Origin of the sequence: Bifidobacterium phasiani (genome assembly GCF_019331775.1) — a bacterium.
In the GTDB taxonomy this organism is placed as follows: Bacteria; Actinomycetota; Actinomycetes; order Actinomycetales; family Bifidobacteriaceae; genus Bifidobacterium; species Bifidobacterium phasiani.
This window is the reverse complement of the sequence record NZ_JAHBBD010000035.1, coordinates 1-19,144: the sequence shown is the minus strand read 5'-3', so window position 1 is coordinate 19,144 and position 19,144 is coordinate 1. Positions and strand designations below refer to the sequence as shown.

Sequence of the window (19,144 nt, the reverse complement as noted above, 5' to 3'; positions counted from 1 at the left end):
CGCCGGTTGGTTGCGGAAATGCATAAAAAATGACCCCGACCTTGGTACTGTCGGGGTCAATAGCTCAAAGACAACAGTAATCATACACGACGTTTGGTACACGTTTTGGTTACGACCGTGGAGAGTTGAACTGGCGCCACGATAATCCGTTCCGCTGGGTCCACCGCCGCCGGCTGAAAAGGTCGGGTCGAGCCCAACGATGTCGCCCCTTGACGGGCATCATTCAACAGACCTCGCGGCCGTGCGTGGCATAAACGGGCTGGCCGACACGCAGGAGCTGCGCTTTGCGAGAAAGGCGCGGCGGAAAGAGTCGCGGGGACATGCCGCCGCGATACCGGGTAATGCCGCATCCTGTGTGACCGACCGACGACCGAGCGACCGTCAACCGTTCACCCGCCCTGACCCCGCAGGGGCAGGGCTCCCTCGCTCCTCCCTCACTCCCTCCCATCAACACATAAAAACGTTTGCGGGCTTGATGCTGGTTCCCCGGATATCCCCCGGCGTGTCGCACACCTCCCGGACACGCCAGACATACCAGTTCTATTGCTTTGCTTGGCGCCATCGAATCGGGATGTGAACGAAGTATGGCACGGATTCGTTCGATGCCTGTCAGCCGACCTCGAGGTCCTTGTCCTGGGCGAGGAAATCCATGAGGTTCAGATGCTTGATGCCGTCGCGCTGCTCGGGCAGCGGGTCGAGGGTGAACAGGTATTTGGGACGGTTGTCCCGGATGGATAGCAGCGGGCGGTACTCGCGTTCCTCGACCTTCGGGTCGGCGATGGTCTGCGAGACCTGGACGTACGCGTATCCGTCGCCTTTGCGGACGATGAAATCGCATTCGAACCGCCCTATCCTGCCGACGCTCACCGCGTATCCCCTGCCGCGCAGATAGGTGTACACGAGATTCTCCAAGGCCGGGCCGTAGCTGGTCTGTGTGTTCGTATTTCGCGCGTAGTAGATGCCGAGGTCGGCGAGATAGTACTTCTCCCATCCCTGGAGCGACTTGCGTGATTTCAGATCGAAGCGTGGGCAGCGGTAGATGAGTTTCGCGTTCTCCAGCAGTCGCACATAGCGGGCCACGGTGCGACGGATGATCGGCGAGCCCTGTGTGCGGGTCATATAGTCGGCGATGTTGGTCAGGTTGGTGGGCGCCGCGTAGTTGTTGATGACGTAGGTCTGCACGCGGTCGAACGCGTCCCTGTCGCGGACGCGCTGTCGCGCGTACACGTCCTTGTCGAATATCTGGTGGACGACGTTCTCGACGTAGGTGCGTTTCGCGTCGTCGGTCTCGTATTCGACGGTTTTGGGGAAGCCCCCGTAGGTGAGGTACTGGCGGAATGCGCGCATGCTCCCCTCGTCGTCGCCTGTCATGCGCAGGTATTCCGCGTAGGAGAGGGTGAACACCTCGGTCTCCACGTATCGTCCGGTGAGCTTGGTGGCGAGTTCGCCGGACAGCAGGTAGGAGTTGCTGCCGGTGAGGAAGACGGAGAACCGTCCCGTCTCCCTGTAGGCGTTGACGAGCCGTTCGAACCCGGAGACGTTCTGGATTTCATCGAGGAACAGGTATTTGCGGCCATCGCCCGCGGCGCGCTGTTGGACGAGCATGTCGAGTTCCCTCGGCGTGTCGATGTCCTGCAGCCCGTACTGGTCGAGGTTCAGGTAGATGATGTCGGATTCGGGCACGCCCTGCTCTTTAAGCTCCTGCGCGATGGTCTGAAGCAGACAGGACTTGCCGCAGCGTCGGATGCCGGTGATGATCTTGATAAGACCGCAATCATGATAGAAGGGACGGATCTTCTGCAGATATTGCTCTCTCCGATACAGCATCGGTTGTTCCTCCCCTACCGTCTATCTTGTTGACACACTTTCGAACATTATGATAAAAGTGTATCAATAACAATGTAATTGTTGATACACTTCCGTGTTTTCTGATGACTTCGTATCATTGTCGGTGGTTCCGTCGTTGCGGATTCGATGCACTTTGGCCTGTATGGAATCTCTTCGGGTCCAGGACGGCTGTTGCGTGGATGGCGTATTCACGATGACGTGGACGGTATCCGACTTTGCCGATTTCGAGCGGGAACGGAACATTCGGGAGTTCATGCATAAATAAATATTTATATTTATTTATGCGTGATTATCGTGGTAGTCCCAGTGCGTATCACCATGTTCCATTCATTCCATGCTTGGTGCAATGACATTTATACATAACCAACGGCAGTGTCGTCATGCAGACGGCGGAACCGCAATCAAGTTGCGCCGTACGGATGGCAACGGCGCATTCGGTCTTTCCTCCTCGGAGACGCATGTACTGATAGTTCTGCTCTGCGGTAATTGGTGGAACTATGGGATCGCACTCAAGAACCGTCGGAAACGTTTGTCTGCGGCGACCGGCTGTAACCGTGTTTCGATTCGCGATCGCGACGCTTGGCGCGCGGCGAATCCCCATGGTTCGAGACCCCACATAGAACGTCATGCATTGCTTGTCGCGTACGCGTACCTGGTGGCGTCACTGTCTGTGTCGGAGCCATTCGCTCACGGCCTGATTGATGGCCTCGCCCATCTTCATTCCCGTGCCGGAACAGTATTGCTTCAGATCGGCCTTCAGGTCGGCGTCCATCTGGAACGTGGTCATGATTCGCTGAACGGAGTCGCCGTCGCCGCGCCTGTCGTTGTCCTGGACGTCCATGAGCCGATTGATGGTCCTGCCTTCGAGATCGTGCCTTGCCTGCATGCTCATGTTGAGTCGTCCCGTGGCCTTTTTCACTGCATTTCCTCCTTGATCTCCCTCCATACGTCCTCGTATCCGTTGAGATTGCTTCTGAAGCTGTGTCCGAAATCAGCCTTGAAATCCTCGCGGAGAGGGATCTCTGTATCGAAGATACCGGCGCCGTACTCCTCGACGGCCTTCCGGAACGCCCCCAGTGCGTTGGTGCCCTTGCGTGCCATGACGATAAGCACGGCGTAGTCCTTGCCCGCGTCCTGGCATTGGGCTGCGGTGAGCATGGTCTGCTGCAGGTCGATAGGCGAGGCCAATGTCGGTATGACCACGAAGTCGGAGGTGCGAATGGTCTCGTCCACGACTGAGCCGTTCGGTGGGGTGTCGATGATCACCAGCTCCCCTCCGCGATCCGGGCGTCGTTCCCGCATGCGCCGGATTTCGGCCTGGTTCCGCGACATGACCGGGAAGGGAAGTGGATCGTTCGAATCCTCCGCGGCCTGGGCCCACAGCGTGGCGCTGCCCTGCGGGTCGGTGTCCATGACGGAAACCTTCATCCCGGACCTGCTGGCGGCCGTGGCAATCGCTAGGGAACTCGTGGTCTTGCCCACGCCGCCCTTGATGTTAAGCACACCTATAATCATCAAGCCACCTCTTACATAAATATATTTAAATATTTATTTATAGATATTATATCCATCAGAGTTGTGCTGGCGCTATAACCACCGAAATTAAGGCCGGACGTGCCAATTGATTATTGGCCTGTGATTGCATTCGGTCCACTTGTAGTTAAGGCAATCGTGTACAGCTGTGTTCTGTATCCCATGGAGATATGGGATACAGAACATGATTTAATTCGGCGACTGGATACGGGTTACTCCAACCGCGTGATCTTGCAGCGTTCGATGTGCTGCTTCCACCGGTCCGGTGTCGGAAAAGTGACAAGATTGCAGTCGGTAAGTACGAGCAATGCGGCTACGGCAATGCACACAGCGAGACTTAGGCCGGCTGCCGTGTATCCATATTGTTCTGCAACGGCACCTGATACCGTAACCATTACGGCATAGAATCCGTATTGCAGAAGGCCGCGTCCGGCGCCGATTCTTCCGAGTTTGCCCTTTGCAATTAATATATTGGACAGCCCTCCCAATGCCGCATTGCCTACGGGAAGTACACTCAACGCCAGGCATATAAACGCGGTCTTGACTGTCAGCAGGGGAGAGAGCGATGCGGCGACAAATCCTACGGCCATGATCGTGAACATGCCTCCGATTAGCAATCCGCTGGGGACACGGTTGACCAGATACGAAGCAGCCACGGCTCCGAGCAACATTCCAACCGATGCGATGGAGTCAAAAACTCCGGCCGTGAGAACCTGGCTTCCACCATGGGAGATCTGCATTGTCATCAACAGCAGAAACGAGTTGCCGGCACCGACGACGATAGCCGCGGAAATGGTCAGACGGCGCTGGAATCCATCGGTCAGCAACCATTGCAATCCGGAGAATGCATCGACCAGACGTACTGATATGCGTTCGCGAAGGCTATCCTGTGGAATGCTTGCAGCTGTGGGGGAATGAGCCTCAGCGTCGTTGACGGCGGTTGAAGGCTCTGACTCGCGCTTCCAGTAGCGGCGAATGCGCCATGTGGCGATTGTCGATACCATACTGAGCACACAGCTGGTAATGAACGGGACGGCACGTCCCAGTGTAAGCAACAGTCCTGATAGTGGACTACCGATCAGCCCGATTAGTGAATCGCGTGCGCTGTTCAGGGACATCGCTTTCGGCAGCTGTTCATCGGGAACGATGCCTCGCAACATCGCGTTGGATGTGTTTCCCAGCAGTCCGTCGCGTATCCCTAGTGCGCATGCCACAACAGCCAGAACCGGCCAACTGATGCCCGAGCCGTTTATCGACGTCAACGCTAATGCACATAATGCGACTCCGGATATGCCCCACCATATCATCAGGGCTCTGCGATCGAACCTGTCCTGCAGAACACCGCCTGGAATCATCAACAGCACCTGGAGCGCCACCCAGACACCCTGCACTGCTGATGACGTTGCGGGGGAACCGGTAATGGACAGAACTACAAGTGGAATGGTGAACGTCACGATGCTATCGCACAATGCTCCGGAGGTATCTGACGTCAGCCACCATGCATAATCGGTGCCTTGCCATAGTGAAACGGACCGATTTTGCTCTGTCATTGTATCTTCCCCTATCGTCTGCTATTTCGTGAGTGACAAATGGTGCGATGCACGGCGAATGAAGCCGCCGCACATCGCACCATCGGTTCACCATTCGACTTCGAGCTTGAACTTGAAGTCCATGACATTGCGAAGTTCGTTCTTGTTCTTCAGCATCTGCTGAATAATTCCTTCCAATATCTGTCATGTCCGTTTGGACAAGCTTCACGATAGGAATTAGCAACCGCTATACGTATCCGGAATCGTTGATGATGACGACGCGTAAGGTTGATTTATCCTCAAAAAGTGGGACGACTCATCGGACCGAGACTCTTATACTGAGCGTCATGGGAAGAGACAAAACAACCATGGCCATCATGGATAACGATCGGATGGCCGCCTTGGCCTTGCGTAGTCTGCTGTCAAGGACTCTGCCTGGTTACGAGATACTGCCGCCTGTTAGCACGGGGGCAGAAGCTATACGAATTTGCTGCGACGTGCATCCGCCGACAGTACTGTTGGCCGATATAGCCATGAATGACATCAACGGCCCCACCGTTGCCAAGACGATTCGCAAAGAGAACGATTCCACCGCAATCCTCGCGATCACGTCTTCAATCGTTGCGAATCACGCCGAAGATATGGCGAAGGCTGGCGCTCAGGGCATTGTCGGCAAGAACGATGACCTACGTTTGCTGACCTTGGCCATTACCACCGTTGCCACCGGCGGTATTTGGCCTGATGAGGCATCATCCGCTCATTTCGACACCGTACATGATGCGCATCGCCGTGTCTCTTCAGAACGCTCCGCGGATCTATCCGCAAGAGAAACTGAAATTGTCGAACTGTGGTCTCGTGGACTTACCGCTCCGCGAATTGCTGACAACCTCGGAATCAGTGAAACCACCGTGCGCACGCATCTGCAGCGCGCCACACATAAGCTTGGCGTCTCCACTCCCAAAGAACTTATCTCGAAATGGTTGGAGCTCCGTACTCTATGATTGGCTACTTCACCAATGGATGCAAATCATATGAATATTAATACTGTCATCAGAAAGCTGCATGATCTCGACATCACAATACGTCTGAATCCTTATGTCGGCGCTGCCGCTGCTGTGGCGGTTCTTCTGACTATCAACGAACAGGATCACTTTCCCGACTCGGCGTATGGCTTGACGATACTGGCGATTCACCTGATTACGCTAGTAATGCTTCCGGTTATCCCGAGAATTGCCGGTTGGATGGCCACACTTGTGCTAATTGTCTCATCCGCTCTTCCATATCCCGCACCTCAGCAATCCATCGGCGTATGTGTGGCTCTCGCTGTTCTTAGCTTTTACAGTGAACGTTCCGGTGCGATTTTGGCTATGCTCGGATGCATATTCGGTTTCGCTTTAGCGTCGATGACCGTTACCGGCGGCGAATTATTTGCGGGCGATACGGATTATTCTTACAAAACGGTTGTTCATTTCATTGCAATATCAATCACCTGCGCGTTGGCGGCAGGAGCGGGGCAAATCCTGCGACATGGTAAAGCCGAAGCCGATAAACGTGCGAAACGGCAGCGGGAAACGGAACAACAACTTGCCGTGCTTCGCCACGACGCGCAACTTGCCATTACCATTCATGACACTATGACCAACGACCTGACATTCATTTCCACCATCGCACGTCTTCATCTATCCGATTACTACGCTGGAAAGACTGCGAAGAGGAACCCTGAACATGTCGGCGCGCCGGATGAGTTGCGCGATGATAAGGATGATTGGGCACTTGTGCTAGACCGAAGCCAGCGGGCCTTCAAGGAAGTTCACCATGTTATCGATTATCTGTCCGGACGTCTGCATGACAACCAGCAATTACCGTTCATGGAACGGCTGTCACAACAAATTGACGATGTCCGTGAGTTCCTGACATCATTGGGATACGGAGGACACGTCCATGTAGAAGGATTACATCTCGCGCATTCACCTGATGCCGAACGCGAGGCACTGTCGTTAATTCGTGAAATAGGAACGAATATACGTAGGCATGCCGCCCCGGGTGATGATGTTTACTTGCTGAATATATTATGTACCGAACACTACATTGAAATCCGCGAAATCAACGATATCGGTTCCAATGCAGACGGTTCTGCCGAAGGTGCCGTTGTACATACGGCAGAGGCTGAGCTTTCGGGTCGTGGACTAAACATGCATGCTAAGCGCATCATAGAGCTCGGAGGAGAGATTAATTTCAATGCCGCGGATGGAACGTGGATCGTCTATGCGCTTATTCCGTGGCAAAGGGAGGGAACGTTATCCGGCACGTCATCGCCCATGAATAATGCGGCTGGCGACGACAGCTTGTCAACAAGCAGGTGAGACATTGTTTTGTGAGTGTGCTCATCGAGTTGAATGTGTGTCATATAAATATTTAAATATAAATATTTATCGTGTGCATCCTTCGTGAATCTGTTCCTGTTGGTTAATCTGGCTATATCAAGTATGGCACTGGGAACGTCAGCATTGTTCGAGGACGCAGGACAGTTCGTCGCCCGTCATGGCCAGTTCGAGGTGGTGGTCCCAATCGGGGCGGTCGCGCAGGAGCAGGTACGGGGATCTGAGGTCGTCCGCCGTCGTGTAGTCGGCGTCCGCCCGGGGCACGCGGTATTGCAGGTCGCAGGTGATTTGGTCGCCCCGTTCCAAGTGTTCCATCCAGCGCAGCTGGCTCCGGTCGTGCATGTTGATCGTCACCTGGCGGGTGACGCCGTATTCCTCGTCCGGCGTGCAGGTCAGCCGTCCGGTGCCGTCCTGCGCGGTGGTGCTTTCCACGGTGCAGGTGATCGTGAATCGGGCCGATGTGAGCGGCTCCGCCGCCCGCTGCCGTTCCACGACGACACTGGCGATGCCGATGGCGCCCAGGATGCCGACGACCAACAGAACGCCCGCCGCTGCGCGCCACTTATTCGTTTTCATTGTATTGAATTTAAAGGTTGAGATTCGGTGTCTCCGGGATCAATCATGTTGCTATGACGGTTACTTACAGTTTCTGTACTTGACCCTGCGTTGTGATTCGGTAGAGCGTGGTTTTGGATATGCCGTACATGCGGCATAGGTTGGCGACGCTGATTGTGTGTGATGCGTGCAGCTGCCGTAGTTCCCTGGCTTGGTTGGGGGTCAGCTTGCGTGGGCGGCCTCCTCGTCGTCCGCGCAAGCGTGCGGCTTCTATGCCGGCTTTGGTGCGTTCTCGGATCAGGTCGCGTTCAAACTGAGCGACTCCCGCGAACACGGTGAAGACCAACACCCCTCCCGGGGTGGTGGTGTCCAGATGTTCGGTAAGGCTCCTGAATTGCACGCCGCGGTCGGCGAGGTCGTTGACCAGACCTATCAGGTGTTGTGTGCTGCGCCCCAGCCGGTCGAGGCGCCACACGGTCAGCACGTCGCCGGCCCGGAGCGTGTCCGTCATCCTCGCGAGCTCGGGGCGTTCGTCTCTGGCGCCGCTTGCCGTCTCGGTGTATATCCGTTCGCATCCGGCGTTTCGTAGCGCGTCGATCTGCAGGTCGAGGTTCTGATCCGTGGTGCTGATTCTGGCGTATCCGATGTTCATGGATATGACGGTACCGAAACCCGTGACGGAGAACGCTGTGTTTTGATACTATTTTCGGTACTTGATTTCTCGGCATGTCGTCGCAGGTGTGGGACTGTGCCATAAACCCTGCTTTATGGTAAGTGTCGCGCTTGTTCGAGCTTTGGGCTTGCGCATGAGAATTAGGGCGACCCATGCTTCGATCCAGAGACGAACGCGCTGCGCCTCATTGCCATGTTTCGCGATTTCCTTGCCTCATTGGCGCGAACGTGGACGGCAAGAGCCTGCAAGCCATCAAGTCGCAGCTGGAGAAGCTGTTCTTCTGTCGCATCCTAATAACACGGCGAGTCCATCGGATGACATGGTGCTCATGGACCGCGGAGGGCATGGCCGACGTGCACTGGTGGCCAATCAAATGCGTCTGTGACCTACACGAGCGGATCGCAATCATCTGGAAGTATCTCTACCGGTAGTTCGGCAATGATTCTGGAATGCGGAAATTCCAAAAAACTTCAAGACGATGGTCAATGAAGTCGCGGAGACGTACCTTTGCAGGGTCGCGTTGGCGCTGCAGTGGTGACAGTGTTCCTGAATTCAGATAATCGTGCCTACGGCGACTCGGACGCAGGTCTGTAGAAGGCGCAAGTGATGAAACCACGATAAGTGCTAAGGAACGTCGGGAGGGCACATGAAAGCGTGAAGCCCGGTGAATTAAGGTCATGGGATGGGTAGACGACGTGGCTTTAACGGCCGATTTGATGTGAACCAGGACAAGGCATATCTGGAGAACACGTCTGCTTGGCGTGTGTTTGACGAACACAACTGCGCACTACATGAATATACGCAAGAACACTTGTTTTGATATGTTATATGTGGATGTTCGCAAGAGTCGTTAACGACTATTATGTCAATATTTACTATTGACAACGATTTCTAATGCGTATATGTATAATGATATTAAAAAGAATGAGTGTGGATAGATTTTCGTAAAATGTTGATAAACATAGTTGATAATATTTAATATTATTGTTTAGGTTGCTACGATATGACTTCAAAACATGTGAATCAACATCGATATGCTATTGCGCATAGATGTTTTGTGGTAATTGTAGTACTGATTTTTGTTCTAGTTGCATACTTGCTGATATGTAGAATTAATAAGGTTTATGAATCTTATAGTCTATGTAAATCATATAGAGAAAATGCGGTTGTTGCATATGATTATTACTCCAGGTGGATCAGTTCAAATGAAATAACAGAGTACATGAAACTTTCTGATTCTGATGTTGACTCTCCCAGCGTATTGCATAATTTCAAAGATGATGTACAGAATGTGTTGGATTACCTCAATGATGAGCCGATACCGACATGTGATGTCAATTTCTCAGAACGTGATTTAGCTGAATGGTCGAAGCTTCCAAAGTATTATCAAAATCAGTTGGAGAGTCGCTGTAATGATGTCGTTCAAAGTGAAATTGAACTGATTGACGTTATCGAAAATGGTGTGTTATAATACTTAAGTCGCAATGCTGCGACACGAAGGGAAGTCATCGTTAATAAACATTGGGGTCAGTATGTATAGAAAATGGAGCAAGACTTTACTTATTGCTATATCTACAACTGCATTGGCGTTTGGCATACCTAATAGTGCATCGGCTCAGATGTCTGAAAGTCTTAATGACTTATTAGGTATTGCTGTTCAAAATTATATGCAGAATATAGAGGATGCGTACGGGTATCCATATTCGAATCTTACGGAAGCATATCTGAACACTCTTCTGCAAAGCAACGACCAAGAAAATCAGCAGAAAGCTCTGGCTTCAAGTCAAGCCGCGAGTGATTTGGTCTGTTTCCAGGAAAGTTCATTGGATATAGTGTCGGCTTCAGTAGAGTCATCTATTCTTTCGAGTGAAGCAATTGACGGTGCGGTACAAGTTGCTGTTTTAGAAACAAAAACAATTGAATCACATTCATCTGATGGTTCTACGATAACCCGATACGATGGGGAAACCGAAGACCTGACATCGATTTGGCAGGACATCCATATTTTGACTTTATCTACGTCGTCCGAAGATTCTTACACGGTAATTTCAGACCAATTGGTTGATTATTCAGAATACCTGCAAACGAACGATCCGGTTGCTTTTGCGAAGAAACACAGCAAAGGTCAGAATTTGTTCGGTGTAGATAGTGATTTACCTTACTCAAATTCGGACTCTATCCCGGATACGCAGTATGAGAATGATTTGCCGAATGATGCGTCACCGCAGCCTAGGGCAACACAAATCTCTGAAGGTCGTATGCTTCGTTATGTGGACACATGGACTACCGGACCTGTGGACAGTTTTAACCCCGAATATCCAATTTTCTCCTCTGGTGGCAATTGCACTAATTTTGTTTCTCAGGCAGTGCATGAGGGAGGACAAGCTCTTGTACCTTATAATTTTCTAACGAAACGATCTGCAAGTGTCTGGAGTTATGATACGGCGGCAAATGATTCATCGTGGACTTGGTCTAGCGCGGATTACAATCACCAATTCATGCTCAACCATTCTGGATCTTTCGCAACTGCTGATAGTCCTTTCGTGGCACCTATAGGATCGATTATTTACTATGATTGGATTGATGATGATGGTGCCAATAATCCGGATGGTGCTTTCGATCACGCAAATATTGTTGTTGGGGTATCTAATAGTGGAATTCGCTATATATCACAGAAATCTCCACTTCGTTCAAATATGCCATATAACGAATTTATTTTTAACGCAGTAGCACAAGGACATTCTGCAATTAATACATCGGTACTAAAAATCGATTATTAAAGCGGTATGGTGTATTATTAAATATGGTGTGGTTTTACTCAATTAAAACAATTGGATGGAAAACCACACCATATTTAATATGAATTTTAACATTTTATTCGTCTGTAAAACCATTGTTTTATAGCGCGATTGATAATCTTGTCGATTTTTGTGTGAACTATGCGCAGGATTGCCTGGTCGGCACCGTCAGCCAAGCGTCGTACCCGGTATGCGCCTACGGTGAACGCAACAGAGTCCAGAGAGTCCGAGACTTTAGCGCTTCGCGGGGCGTATTGCTTTGAGATGTTGATTCCGTGACTTGTTGGCTTTATCGAGCCAAAGCCCGGCTGGACATGTACCGGGGTGGTCCGAGCCATCATTAGCTGCGGCTGTGGGCTTGGATCGTGTATGCCGTGATTGACAGCACTGCGATGTCGGCCGCGATGGGGTGCATCGCGGGAGCTAGGCAGATGACGATGATTGCCATCAGCCAGACCACGAGGCCGCCGCGCGGCCCCTCATCCTTGTTGAGCATGACTGCTCCTTTGGTAGTAGGCCGCGCCGCGACTGGCGCGGCAGCGTCGCCCGACGGTCGCCGGGCGGTCGGGTCGCGTCCCTGCTACAAGACGTTCGTCGACGTCGATAATCGTATCGGCTAAGATGGAGCTGCCGGTGGAGGCGCTGCTAACTTCCCCTTGATCTGGACGGTGCGCAACGACTTTCAGGGGATGGCCGATACCGGTGAGCGCCCCTTGTGCGCTCTGGTAGTAAGCGTTGGGCCGGTGTCTTCGGACACCGGCCCTTTGCTTTTCCATCTGTCGTGGCTGCTTGGGTGTGACGGATCCGGGCATCTTGCCGTGCCTTCGCATGCGTTTTAAGTGTTGCGTGCAACACTTAATAATGTTGCGCGCAACGTTTGGGGAGGTCGTGATGAGCAGAGGTCTGGGCAGGGTCGAGAGGCAGGTCCTGCGCACGCTGGACATGAACCCCGGCAAGTGGGTCAGGCTGACCGGTCCGGGCACCGGGCGCTCCCGCGCGTCCTCCGTCCGTCGGGCCGCCCATTCCCTGGCGTCCAAGGGACTGGTCGAGCTGAAGAAGACGTACCGCGACGGGACGGTCAGGCTCTCCGCCCGCAGGGCCACGGACACGCGGATACTGCCCGACGACCTGGACTCGCTCCTGCCCGCCGGGGAGAAATCAAGCCTGCTGGGCCTGTACGCCGAGGCGACCCTCGATGGGTGGAACCGGAGGCTCGACGCCATACGCCGGGGCATGATGGACGATCTGTGGCGGGCCGCCGTCGGGTCCGGGCTCGACCTGGACACTCTCAAGGCGTACATGGCGTCCGCGTCCATCAGCGAGAAGCGGGCGTCCGGGAGGACCGAATGATCCGACCGGCCCCGATATCGGGCCTCATTTCGTATCGCCTGTCAGGAATCGTTGGTATTCCGCCGTTTAGGCGGCCCCCGGAGGGGGTTAGTGCAAGAAGTCCATTGGTTTCTGATTCGTATGGTTTTTATTGATGGTCCTGCTGTATGTGTGTTTGTGGTCCTGTTGGGCTGGGTTCTGATTGTCTTGTGGTGGTCTGTGGTCTGGTCTGATGTCCTCTTCTGACATCGTTGGTGTCGGGTTTGCCATTTGCGCTTGGGGCGATCCGATGCGAGCATCGGCGGATAGGCGAATATGTTTCGGTATGGACCGTCGGACAGGACAGCCGAATCGAATGAACCAGATGGGCCAACCCTTATCGGCTCGTCATCGGTCGTGGTGAAATATGGATAGGAAGTCCGGAAGATTTAGCAAAAATATTGCATATGAGAATCCGCAGCCCAACCCAACTTTGTATTTGCTATTGCTTTTTCCGAGATCTGCCGTACTTGCATATCAACATAGTCAGAAGCACTGCTATGAAATAGATGTAGACAAGAAAGCGACTGAAAGATCCATTGAAAATCAACATGGCAGTCGCTGGCGCTATAAGTGCTGCCGTAAGGATGATCGTTAATCTCACATCCCATGTTTTCAGACACGACCACACAAACAGCGCCAGCACCACCATGGCAGCGATCAGATACGCGATTGCGAATGGAGTTATAGCCTTGTTCTCGATTTCCGCTGCCGCGTTGATCGACAACGAGCCGAACAGCCATGTACAGGACCACGACTTCCAACTCCATTCCTGCAGCGTATCAATGCATCGCATCCGCATCACATGATTTCAGACTTTAACGGAGGGAATTCCCACGCCAGAGTGAGACAGACGCCCTTACCCTGAGCTACCGCGCCGACGATCTTCACGGCAAGATCGGCGAAGAATCCGATGCCCAGGACTGCGACGCCTCCAGCCAATATTGCACCAACTGGACCACTGATCGCTGACGCAACTGCGGTGAATGCCGCAGCAAGAGCAGCCGGACTGACCGAGGAAGCCGCAAAAAGAGCGGCGGCGAATCCTACGGTGAAATCCACATAGGAGATGTACACACCGCTGCAGCTAGCGAAAGTCGTTGGATACGACTCTGTGTCTTGGACGCTCACTGCTGGGGTGAGGACGTTGTTTACCAGAAACGCATACTCGGCATCGGAGAAACCATAGTCGGATTTCAACTGTTCCTCGGACAACGCGACAGTGAGCCGCTTGCCTTCAAAGCCGAAATACTCACCGGCATCAACGATTTTCCATAGCAAATTCTCAAGATCCTTATCCACAGAGGGCACTGCACAAGGAACGTAACTGTCGGACTGAGAATCCGTAACATCCGCGTTCGCGGCGGGAACCATCACCAACAATGTCGCTGCCGACAAGATGCAGGCGATGATTCGTGCGAGATATTTCTTCATCCTTCTCATTTCGATTCCTCCTCGAATCGTTGTTTCCCCACATTTCAAAAATAGGCTTCTGGCATTGCATCGGTCAATACACAATGCAGTTTCCTGCATACGACACGCCGGTTGGTTGCGGAAATGCATAAAAAATGACCCCGACCTTGGTACTGTCGGGGTCAATAGCTCAAAGACAACAGTAATCATACACGACGTTTGGTACACGTTTTGGTTACGACCGTGGAGAGTTGAACTGGCGCCACGATAATCCGTTCCGCTGGGTCCACCGCCGCCGGCTGAAAAGGTCGGGTCGAGCCCAACGATGTCGCCCCTTGACGGGCATCATTCAACAGACCTCGCGGCCGTGCGTGGCATAAACGGGCTGGCCGACACGCAGGAGCTGCGCTTTGCGAGAAAGGCGCGGCGGAAAGAGTCGCGGGGACATGCCGCCGCGATACCGGGTAATGCCGCATCCTGTGTGACCGACCGACGACCGAGCGACCGACCGTCAACCGTTCACCCGCCCTGACCCCGCAGGGGCAGGGCTCCCTCGCTCCTCCCTCACTCCCTCCCATCAACACATAAAAACGTTTGCGGGCTTGATGCTGGTTCCCCGGATATCCCCCGGCGTGTCGCACACCTCCCGGACACGCCAGACATACCAGCTAGTTGAGATGGATGGTGAACAGATTCATTGTGCGTCGGTCGCATAACATCAAAACCGGGCACGTTCCGGTTTTGATGTTATGCGACCGATTGATGGAACGTTTGCGGTGGATGCCATTTTGACTGGTGTCGGATACGATCATCCCCGTATAAGGTCTTGCGTTCTATCCGTATCTCGAAATGGTTTTTGATGCGCAGCATGGTGCGTTTGTTGGATTCCCCGTGGTTCGATTGTCTTGTCCGTGGTCATCGAATCGGGATTCGGACGGGGTACGGCATGGATTCGCTTATATGCGGTATGGATGATGTCTGCGACGGTGTGTTTGGTTCCATCCGAGAGTGAGACGGTCACGTGCAAGGCTTTAGTGAACTCATCCCAATCATCCTGTTTGCGCCATGTCATGCCGGTGGCCTGCTCGACTCTGGCACCGACCTCGATAAGGGATTTGGTCCGGGCCCTGCGTTCTTGCTCTGACTGACGCCGTTTGAGCTGGCGATTGCGTTCTTTTATCTGCTGTATACGTCGTTCGTTCTCGGCGATTTGCTCCTCGATGCTTTTGGTCATGATTTCCTCCTCGAACGGGGTTGTGTATGCTTGGTTCCATCCTATCCGTGCCGGCAGTTGCCTGGGGATGACACGCGACGGCCCTCATGCTTGTTCCGTCCCTCGATTAAAATCGAGGGCGCACTTAGGACAACCAGAGGTTGTCCGTTGTCGTGCGCCCTCCCGGGGGGCCAAGGGCTCCGCCCTTTGGATTCCCGCCCTTCCGGGGGAGCCTCCCGGCAGGCTCAAGGGGCCTCGGGCCGGCCCCTTGAGAATCCCCGTGCCTGAACGCGCGTGAAAGGATTCCCGGTGGCGATCTATTCGATGAACATCTCCAGCGCCGCGAACCCGGTCGCGTCGCTGTCGTACATCGCGTCGATGCGGGTGCGTGACGAGCTGACGGGCGAGACGTACTACGGGTTCGGTCGCAGGGAGCGCGTGGCGCGTGTGGCGACGCTGCTGCCGGACGGGGCGCCCGGCGGGTACATGGACCCGGCGCGCCTGTTCAACGACGCCCGGGCGGCCGAGCGGGGGCGTGGCGTGGCGGCGAAGAAGCTCATGGTGGCCCTGCCGGTCGAGCTGGACGAGGGACAGCGCGTCCTGGCGGTGGAACGGTTCATCCGGGAGAACCTGACCGCGAACGGGTATGCGGCCGTCTACGCGATCCATCTGGACCATGAGGGGCGGAACCCGCACGCGCACATCCTCGTGGCCAACCGGCGCATCGACCCGGAGACGGGCGGGTGGGAGAGGACCAAGACCCGTAAGACCTGGGCGTTGGACGAGCACGGCCAACGCATCCCGGTCATCGATCCCGAGACCGGCGTGCAGAAGGTGGACAAGCGCAACCGCAAGCAGTGGAAGCGCGTCACCGTGGCCGAGAACCCGCTAAGCACCCGGGACATGCTCCTGAGCATGCGCGAGAGCTGGGCCGAGGTCTGCAACCGGCTGCTGCCCGAGGGCGTGCGCATCGACCACCGCAGCCTTGAGGAACAGGGCATCGACCGTGTGCCCACCATCCACGAGGGCTACGCCAGCCGGGAGATGGAGAAACGCGGCCAACCGGCCGACCGCGCCGCCATCAACCGCCGCATCAGGGCCGTGAACCGCGAGATCGCGGCCAATGAGACCGTCATCCGCGAGAGCCTGGCCGACAACAGGCGGCTGGGCGGCCTGCTGGAACGGCTCGCCGACCGCGCCGCCCGGGCGTTCGACCGGATGCTGGAAAACGTCAGGCACGGCACGGACCCGGCCGACGCGTTGGCGACGATGCGCCACCGGGACGGCATCAGCCTCATGATCCCCCGGAACGCCAAGGATTCCGACCGGCCCCGCTGGCACGCCTGGCTGCGCGACCGGCACGAGTGGGTGGCCATCCCCTCCCATATCCTGCGGGTGGGGCTGCGCACCGTGGGCCGTATCCACGCCGCCATCGGCGAGGCCCTCGACCAGTGGCGGCACATGCAGACCGCCGCACCCGAGCCGGTCGAACGCCCCGCGCCGGCGGCGGCAACGGCGCCGCGCCAGGCACGCGAGGACACCGGACAACCGGCGGACCAGCCCCGCCGGCCCGCCGTGGAACCGGAGAACCAGCCGGAACGGCCCATGAGCCTGGCCGCGGCGGCCAAGGAGGCCAGGGAAGCCAGCAGACAGCTCAAACGGGAGCGGGAGACGGAACCCGAGCCGATGCCCGAGTGGAACCCGTCGGATCCGGCCGACCCCATGAACCTCGGCATGGGCGGAGACCAGGGCTACGGCCTCGGCCTCTAGACATGAAAAATCCCGACCCTTGCCGCACTCCGATTGCGCGGGAGGTACCGGGAACACCACCAATCCTACGCCAGGCAAAGCAAAGGGCCGGTGTCCGAAGACACCGGCCCAACGCTTACTACCAGAGCGCACAAGGGGCGCTCACCGGTATCGGCCATCCCCTGAAAGTCGTTGCGCACCGTCCAGATCAAGGGGAAGTTAGCAGCGCCTCCACCGGCAGCTCCATCTTAGCCGATACGATTATCGACGTCGACGAACGTCTTGTAGCAGGGACGCGACCCGACCGCCCGGCGACCGTCGGGCGACGCTGCCGCGCCAGTCGCGGCGCGGCCTACTACCAAAGGAGCAGTCATGCTCAACAAGGATGAGGGGCCGCGCGGCGGCCTCGTGGTCTGGCTGATGGCAATCATCGTCATCTGCCTAGCTCCCGCGATGCACCCCATCGCGGCCGACATCGCAGTGCTGTCAATCACGGCATACACGATCCAAGCCCACAGCCGCAGCTAATGATGGCTCGGACCACCCCGGTACAAAGGCTGGAGCAGACTTCCCTGTTTTAACGCAATGACGGCATTATCGTACATGCATTAATCATCTTTATCTGGGCGCTTTATATCTATCTGTGTATACACAAAATTGGTATAACTAAAGTCAAGTACTTTAATTAAGTGAAACGTTTTTGCTGTACTTTAAAGTATTGCTATGTATCGTGTTCGATTCTAGAATTGAATTGAAAGATCGTTCAAGGAGGAATGATGAACATGAAGACATTCATAAAGAAAATAGTTGCCTTTGTGGCAACGTTTATCGGTGTGATGGCATTCGGAGCTGTTCCTGCGATGGCCGCAGAAAGCACCGGGGGACTTATCCCCGAAGCCGACGCCACGGTGATTGTTGCTCCTGATGTGCCGCCTGGATCCACGCTCTACTTGGATGTGGAAAAAAACGAAATCACGCAGGTTGAACTACCGAACGGCAACAGAATCGCCGTATCAAGAGGATGCACCGAAACTGTCGCAGCCTGCTGGGCGGGCGGAACTCCTGGTGATTTTCAGTTTTCAGGTTCCGGTGCGGTAAACGGTAATTGGCCCAACAGATATGACTTCTATGCCGGCAATCTTCATGCCGACGTTGGTTATTATGCTTTAGGCAGTAACAGATATGTGTCAAATATCAGTCCATATTCGTACTTGCATGCAAGCATGACTCTCACAGGCATATACGTTTATCGTTACTGACTATGAAAATTTACAAATTTTGCAATCATAATTATTGAGAGGCCGGCAGTCTGGATTGTCGGCCTCTCAATTTTGTTAATCAGTAATCTGCAAAATAAGACTAAAAAAGTCGTTCCAGTAGTCCATGAAGGCACTATGGCGATGACCTTGATCCTGCTTGATTTTTCTTTTGGAAGAACTCTGCACTTTTGTGGCGCTGAGACGTTGCTCTGGATATTGCGCTGTTTGGAACTGCACATTGAACTTGTACGTTTTGGTTCAAGATGGTTGTGGTCGTGTTCGCGACGCGCCGGTTGGTTGCGGAAATGCATAAAAAATGACCCCGACCTTGGTACTGTCGGGGTCAATAGCTCAAAGACAACAGTAATCATACACGACGTTTGGTACACGTTTTGGTTACGACCGTGGAGAGTTGAACTGGCGCCACGATAATCCGTTCCGCTGGGTCCACCGCCGCCGGCTGAAAAGGTCGGGTCGAGCCCAACGATGTCGCCCCTTGACGGGCATCATTCAACAGACCTCGCGGCCGTGCGTGGCATAAACGGGCTGGCCGACACGCAGGAGCTGCGCTTTGCGAGAAAGGCGCGGCGGAAAGAGTCGCGGGGACATGCCGCCGCGATACCGGGTAATGCCGCATCCTGTGTGACCGACCGACGACCGAGCGACCGTCAACCGTTCACCCGCCCTGACCCCGCAGGGGCAGGGCTCCCTCGCTCCTCCCTCACTCCCTCCCATCAACACATAAAAACGTTTGCGGGCTTGATGCTGGTTCCCCGGATATCCCCCGGCGTGTCGCACACCTCCCGGACACGCCAGACATACCAG

The 19,144-nt window shown here is 54.7% G+C and carries 18 protein-coding genes; 8 read left to right on the top strand and 10 right to left on the bottom strand.

The genetic code is table 11. The features are described from left to right. Positions 1–609: 609 nt before the first annotated feature. The 4 genes from KIH73_RS10390 to KIH73_RS10375 all read right to left on the bottom strand — a co-directional run bounded on the left by KIH73_RS10390 (position 610) and on the right by KIH73_RS10375 (position 4,931). Entirely contained in the window at positions 610–1,827 is a 1,218-nt protein-coding gene (locus KIH73_RS10390) for an ATP-binding protein (RefSeq protein WP_219083242.1), read from the bottom strand. Between the two features lie 682 nt (positions 1,828–2,509). Further along, the gene (locus KIH73_RS10385; protein ID WP_219083240.1) at positions 2,510–2,767 is read right to left on the bottom strand and encodes a hypothetical protein; all 258 of its coding nucleotides are present in this window, start codon (positions 2,765–2,767) and stop codon (positions 2,510–2,512) included. Next, positions 2,764–3,351 carry an AAA family ATPase gene (locus tag KIH73_RS10380; RefSeq protein ID WP_219083238.1) on the bottom strand — a complete coding sequence of 196 codons (588 nt, stop codon included), beginning with the start codon at positions 3,349–3,351 and terminating at the stop codon, positions 2,764–2,766. The genes KIH73_RS10385 and KIH73_RS10380 overlap by 4 nt, the downstream gene beginning before the upstream one ends. A gap of 242 nt (positions 3,352–3,593) precedes the next feature. After that, positions 3,594–4,931, bottom strand: coding sequence for an MFS transporter (locus KIH73_RS10375; protein ID WP_219083236.1), 1,338 nt, complete (start codon positions 4,929–4,931; stop codon positions 3,594–3,596). Between the two features lie 326 nt (positions 4,932–5,257). On the opposite strand from KIH73_RS10375, the gene KIH73_RS10370 reads away from it, so the two are divergent. Further along, positions 5,258–5,911, top strand: a complete 654-nt coding sequence (locus KIH73_RS10370; RefSeq protein WP_236022729.1) for a response regulator — start codon at positions 5,258–5,260, stop codon at positions 5,909–5,911. A gap of 30 nt (positions 5,912–5,941) precedes the next feature. Further along, positions 5,942–7,273, top strand: coding sequence for a sensor histidine kinase (locus KIH73_RS10365; RefSeq protein WP_219083234.1), 1,332 nt, complete (start codon positions 5,942–5,944; stop codon positions 7,271–7,273). A gap of 138 nt (positions 7,274–7,411) precedes the next feature. Here the strand turns inward: KIH73_RS10365 and KIH73_RS10360 are convergent, their stop codons facing one another. Together KIH73_RS10360 and KIH73_RS10355 are read right to left on the bottom strand one after the other, a co-directional pair. Then, positions 7,412–7,867, bottom strand: coding sequence for a hypothetical protein (locus tag KIH73_RS10360; protein ID WP_219083233.1), 456 nt, complete (start codon positions 7,865–7,867; stop codon positions 7,412–7,414). A gap of 64 nt (positions 7,868–7,931) precedes the next feature. Further along, the gene (locus tag KIH73_RS10355; protein ID WP_219083231.1) at positions 7,932–8,498 is read right to left on the bottom strand and encodes a recombinase family protein; all 567 of its coding nucleotides are present in this window, start codon (positions 8,496–8,498) and stop codon (positions 7,932–7,934) included. 1,243 nt (positions 8,499–9,741) lie between these two features. Between KIH73_RS10355 and KIH73_RS10350 the strand changes: the two genes are divergently transcribed. Together KIH73_RS10350 and KIH73_RS10345 are read left to right on the top strand one after the other, a co-directional pair. Beyond that, entirely contained in the window at positions 9,742–9,990 is a 249-nt protein-coding gene (locus KIH73_RS10350) for a hypothetical protein (protein ID WP_219083229.1), read from the top strand. A 13-nt stretch (positions 9,991–10,003) separates the two neighbouring features. Beyond that, a complete protein-coding gene (locus tag KIH73_RS10345; protein WP_219083227.1) occupies positions 10,004–11,299 on the top strand; it encodes an amidase domain-containing protein in 1,296 nt (431 codons plus the stop codon). 358 nt (positions 11,300–11,657) lie between these two features. Here the strand turns inward: KIH73_RS10345 and KIH73_RS10340 are convergent, their stop codons facing one another. Then, complete coding sequence (locus tag KIH73_RS10340; RefSeq protein WP_219083216.1) at positions 11,658–11,813, bottom strand: hypothetical protein; 156 nt, start codon at positions 11,811–11,813, stop codon at positions 11,658–11,660. Between the two features lie 395 nt (positions 11,814–12,208). On the opposite strand from KIH73_RS10340, the gene KIH73_RS10335 reads away from it, so the two are divergent. Further along, positions 12,209–12,667, top strand: coding sequence for a hypothetical protein (locus tag KIH73_RS10335; protein WP_219083224.1), 459 nt, complete (start codon positions 12,209–12,211; stop codon positions 12,665–12,667). Between the two features lie 407 nt (positions 12,668–13,074). On the opposite strand, the gene KIH73_RS10330 is transcribed toward KIH73_RS10335, so the two are convergent. The 3 genes from KIH73_RS10330 to KIH73_RS10320 form a co-directional block, all read right to left on the bottom strand. Next, positions 13,075–13,455, bottom strand: coding sequence for a hypothetical protein (locus KIH73_RS10330; protein WP_219083222.1), 381 nt, complete (start codon positions 13,453–13,455; stop codon positions 13,075–13,077). A gap of 31 nt (positions 13,456–13,486) precedes the next feature. Next, complete coding sequence (locus KIH73_RS10325) at positions 13,487–14,128, bottom strand: hypothetical protein (RefSeq protein WP_219083220.1); 642 nt, start codon at positions 14,126–14,128, stop codon at positions 13,487–13,489. Positions 14,129–14,906: 778 nt separating this feature from the next. Next, the gene (locus tag KIH73_RS10320; protein WP_219083218.1) at positions 14,907–15,332 is read right to left on the bottom strand and encodes a hypothetical protein; all 426 of its coding nucleotides are present in this window, start codon (positions 15,330–15,332) and stop codon (positions 14,907–14,909) included. A gap of 288 nt (positions 15,333–15,620) precedes the next feature. Between KIH73_RS10320 and KIH73_RS10315 the strand changes: the two genes are divergently transcribed. The 3 genes from KIH73_RS10315 to KIH73_RS10305 all read left to right on the top strand — a co-directional run bounded on the left by KIH73_RS10315 (position 15,621) and on the right by KIH73_RS10305 (position 18,319). Next, on the top strand, positions 15,621–17,081 hold the full coding sequence (locus KIH73_RS10315; RefSeq protein WP_338024002.1) for a MobA/MobL family protein: 1,461 nt from the start codon (positions 15,621–15,623) through the stop codon (positions 17,079–17,081). A gap of 351 nt (positions 17,082–17,432) precedes the next feature. After that, positions 17,433–17,588 carry a hypothetical protein gene (locus KIH73_RS10310; protein WP_219083216.1) on the top strand — a complete coding sequence of 52 codons (156 nt, stop codon included), beginning with the start codon at positions 17,433–17,435 and terminating at the stop codon, positions 17,586–17,588. 245 nt (positions 17,589–17,833) lie between these two features. Next, positions 17,834–18,319 (top strand): memba, encoded by a 486-nt coding sequence (locus KIH73_RS10305; protein ID WP_219083214.1) that lies wholly within the window; start codon positions 17,834–17,836, stop codon positions 18,317–18,319. Positions 18,320–19,144: the final 825 nt, after the last annotated feature.

Bases quoted from the DNA above. Each gene is read 5' to 3' on its own strand.
- KIH73_RS10355 (WP_219083231.1), bottom strand. From the start codon at position 8,498: ATGAACATCGGATACGCCAGAATCAGCACCACGGATCAGAACCTCGAC.
- KIH73_RS10340 (WP_219083216.1), bottom strand. From the start codon at position 11,813: ATGCTCAACAAGGATGAGGGGCCGCGCGGCGGCCTCGTGGTCTGGCTG.
- KIH73_RS10390 (WP_219083242.1), bottom strand. From the start codon at position 1,827: ATGCTGTATCGGAGAGAGCAATATCTGCAGAAGATCCGTCCCTTCTAT.
- KIH73_RS10345 (WP_219083227.1), top strand. From the start codon at position 10,004: ATGCTGCGACACGAAGGGAAGTCATCGTTAATAAACATTGGGGTCAGT.
- KIH73_RS10350 (WP_219083229.1), top strand. From the start codon at position 9,742: ATGAAACTTTCTGATTCTGATGTTGACTCTCCCAGCGTATTGCATAAT.
- KIH73_RS10320 (WP_219083218.1), bottom strand. From the start codon at position 15,332: ATGACCAAAAGCATCGAGGAGCAAATCGCCGAGAACGAACGACGTATA.
- KIH73_RS10305 (WP_219083214.1), top strand. From the start codon at position 17,834: ATGATGAACATGAAGACATTCATAAAGAAAATAGTTGCCTTTGTGGCA.
- KIH73_RS10375 (WP_219083236.1), bottom strand. From the start codon at position 4,931: ATGACAGAGCAAAATCGGTCCGTTTCACTATGGCAAGGCACCGATTAT.
- KIH73_RS10325 (WP_219083220.1), bottom strand. From the start codon at position 14,128: ATGAGAAGGATGAAGAAATATCTCGCACGAATCATCGCCTGCATCTTG.
- KIH73_RS10310 (WP_219083216.1), top strand. From the start codon at position 17,433: ATGCTCAACAAGGATGAGGGGCCGCGCGGCGGCCTCGTGGTCTGGCTG.
- KIH73_RS10365 (WP_219083234.1), top strand. From the start codon at position 5,942: ATGAATATTAATACTGTCATCAGAAAGCTGCATGATCTCGACATCACA.
- KIH73_RS10360 (WP_219083233.1), bottom strand. From the start codon at position 7,867: ATGAAAACGAATAAGTGGCGCGCAGCGGCGGGCGTTCTGTTGGTCGTC.
- KIH73_RS10335 (WP_219083224.1), top strand. From the start codon at position 12,209: ATGAGCAGAGGTCTGGGCAGGGTCGAGAGGCAGGTCCTGCGCACGCTG.
- KIH73_RS10370 (WP_236022729.1), top strand. From the start codon at position 5,258: ATGGGAAGAGACAAAACAACCATGGCCATCATGGATAACGATCGGATG.
- KIH73_RS10330 (WP_219083222.1), bottom strand. From the start codon at position 13,455: ATGGAGTTGGAAGTCGTGGTCCTGTACATGGCTGTTCGGCTCGTTGTC.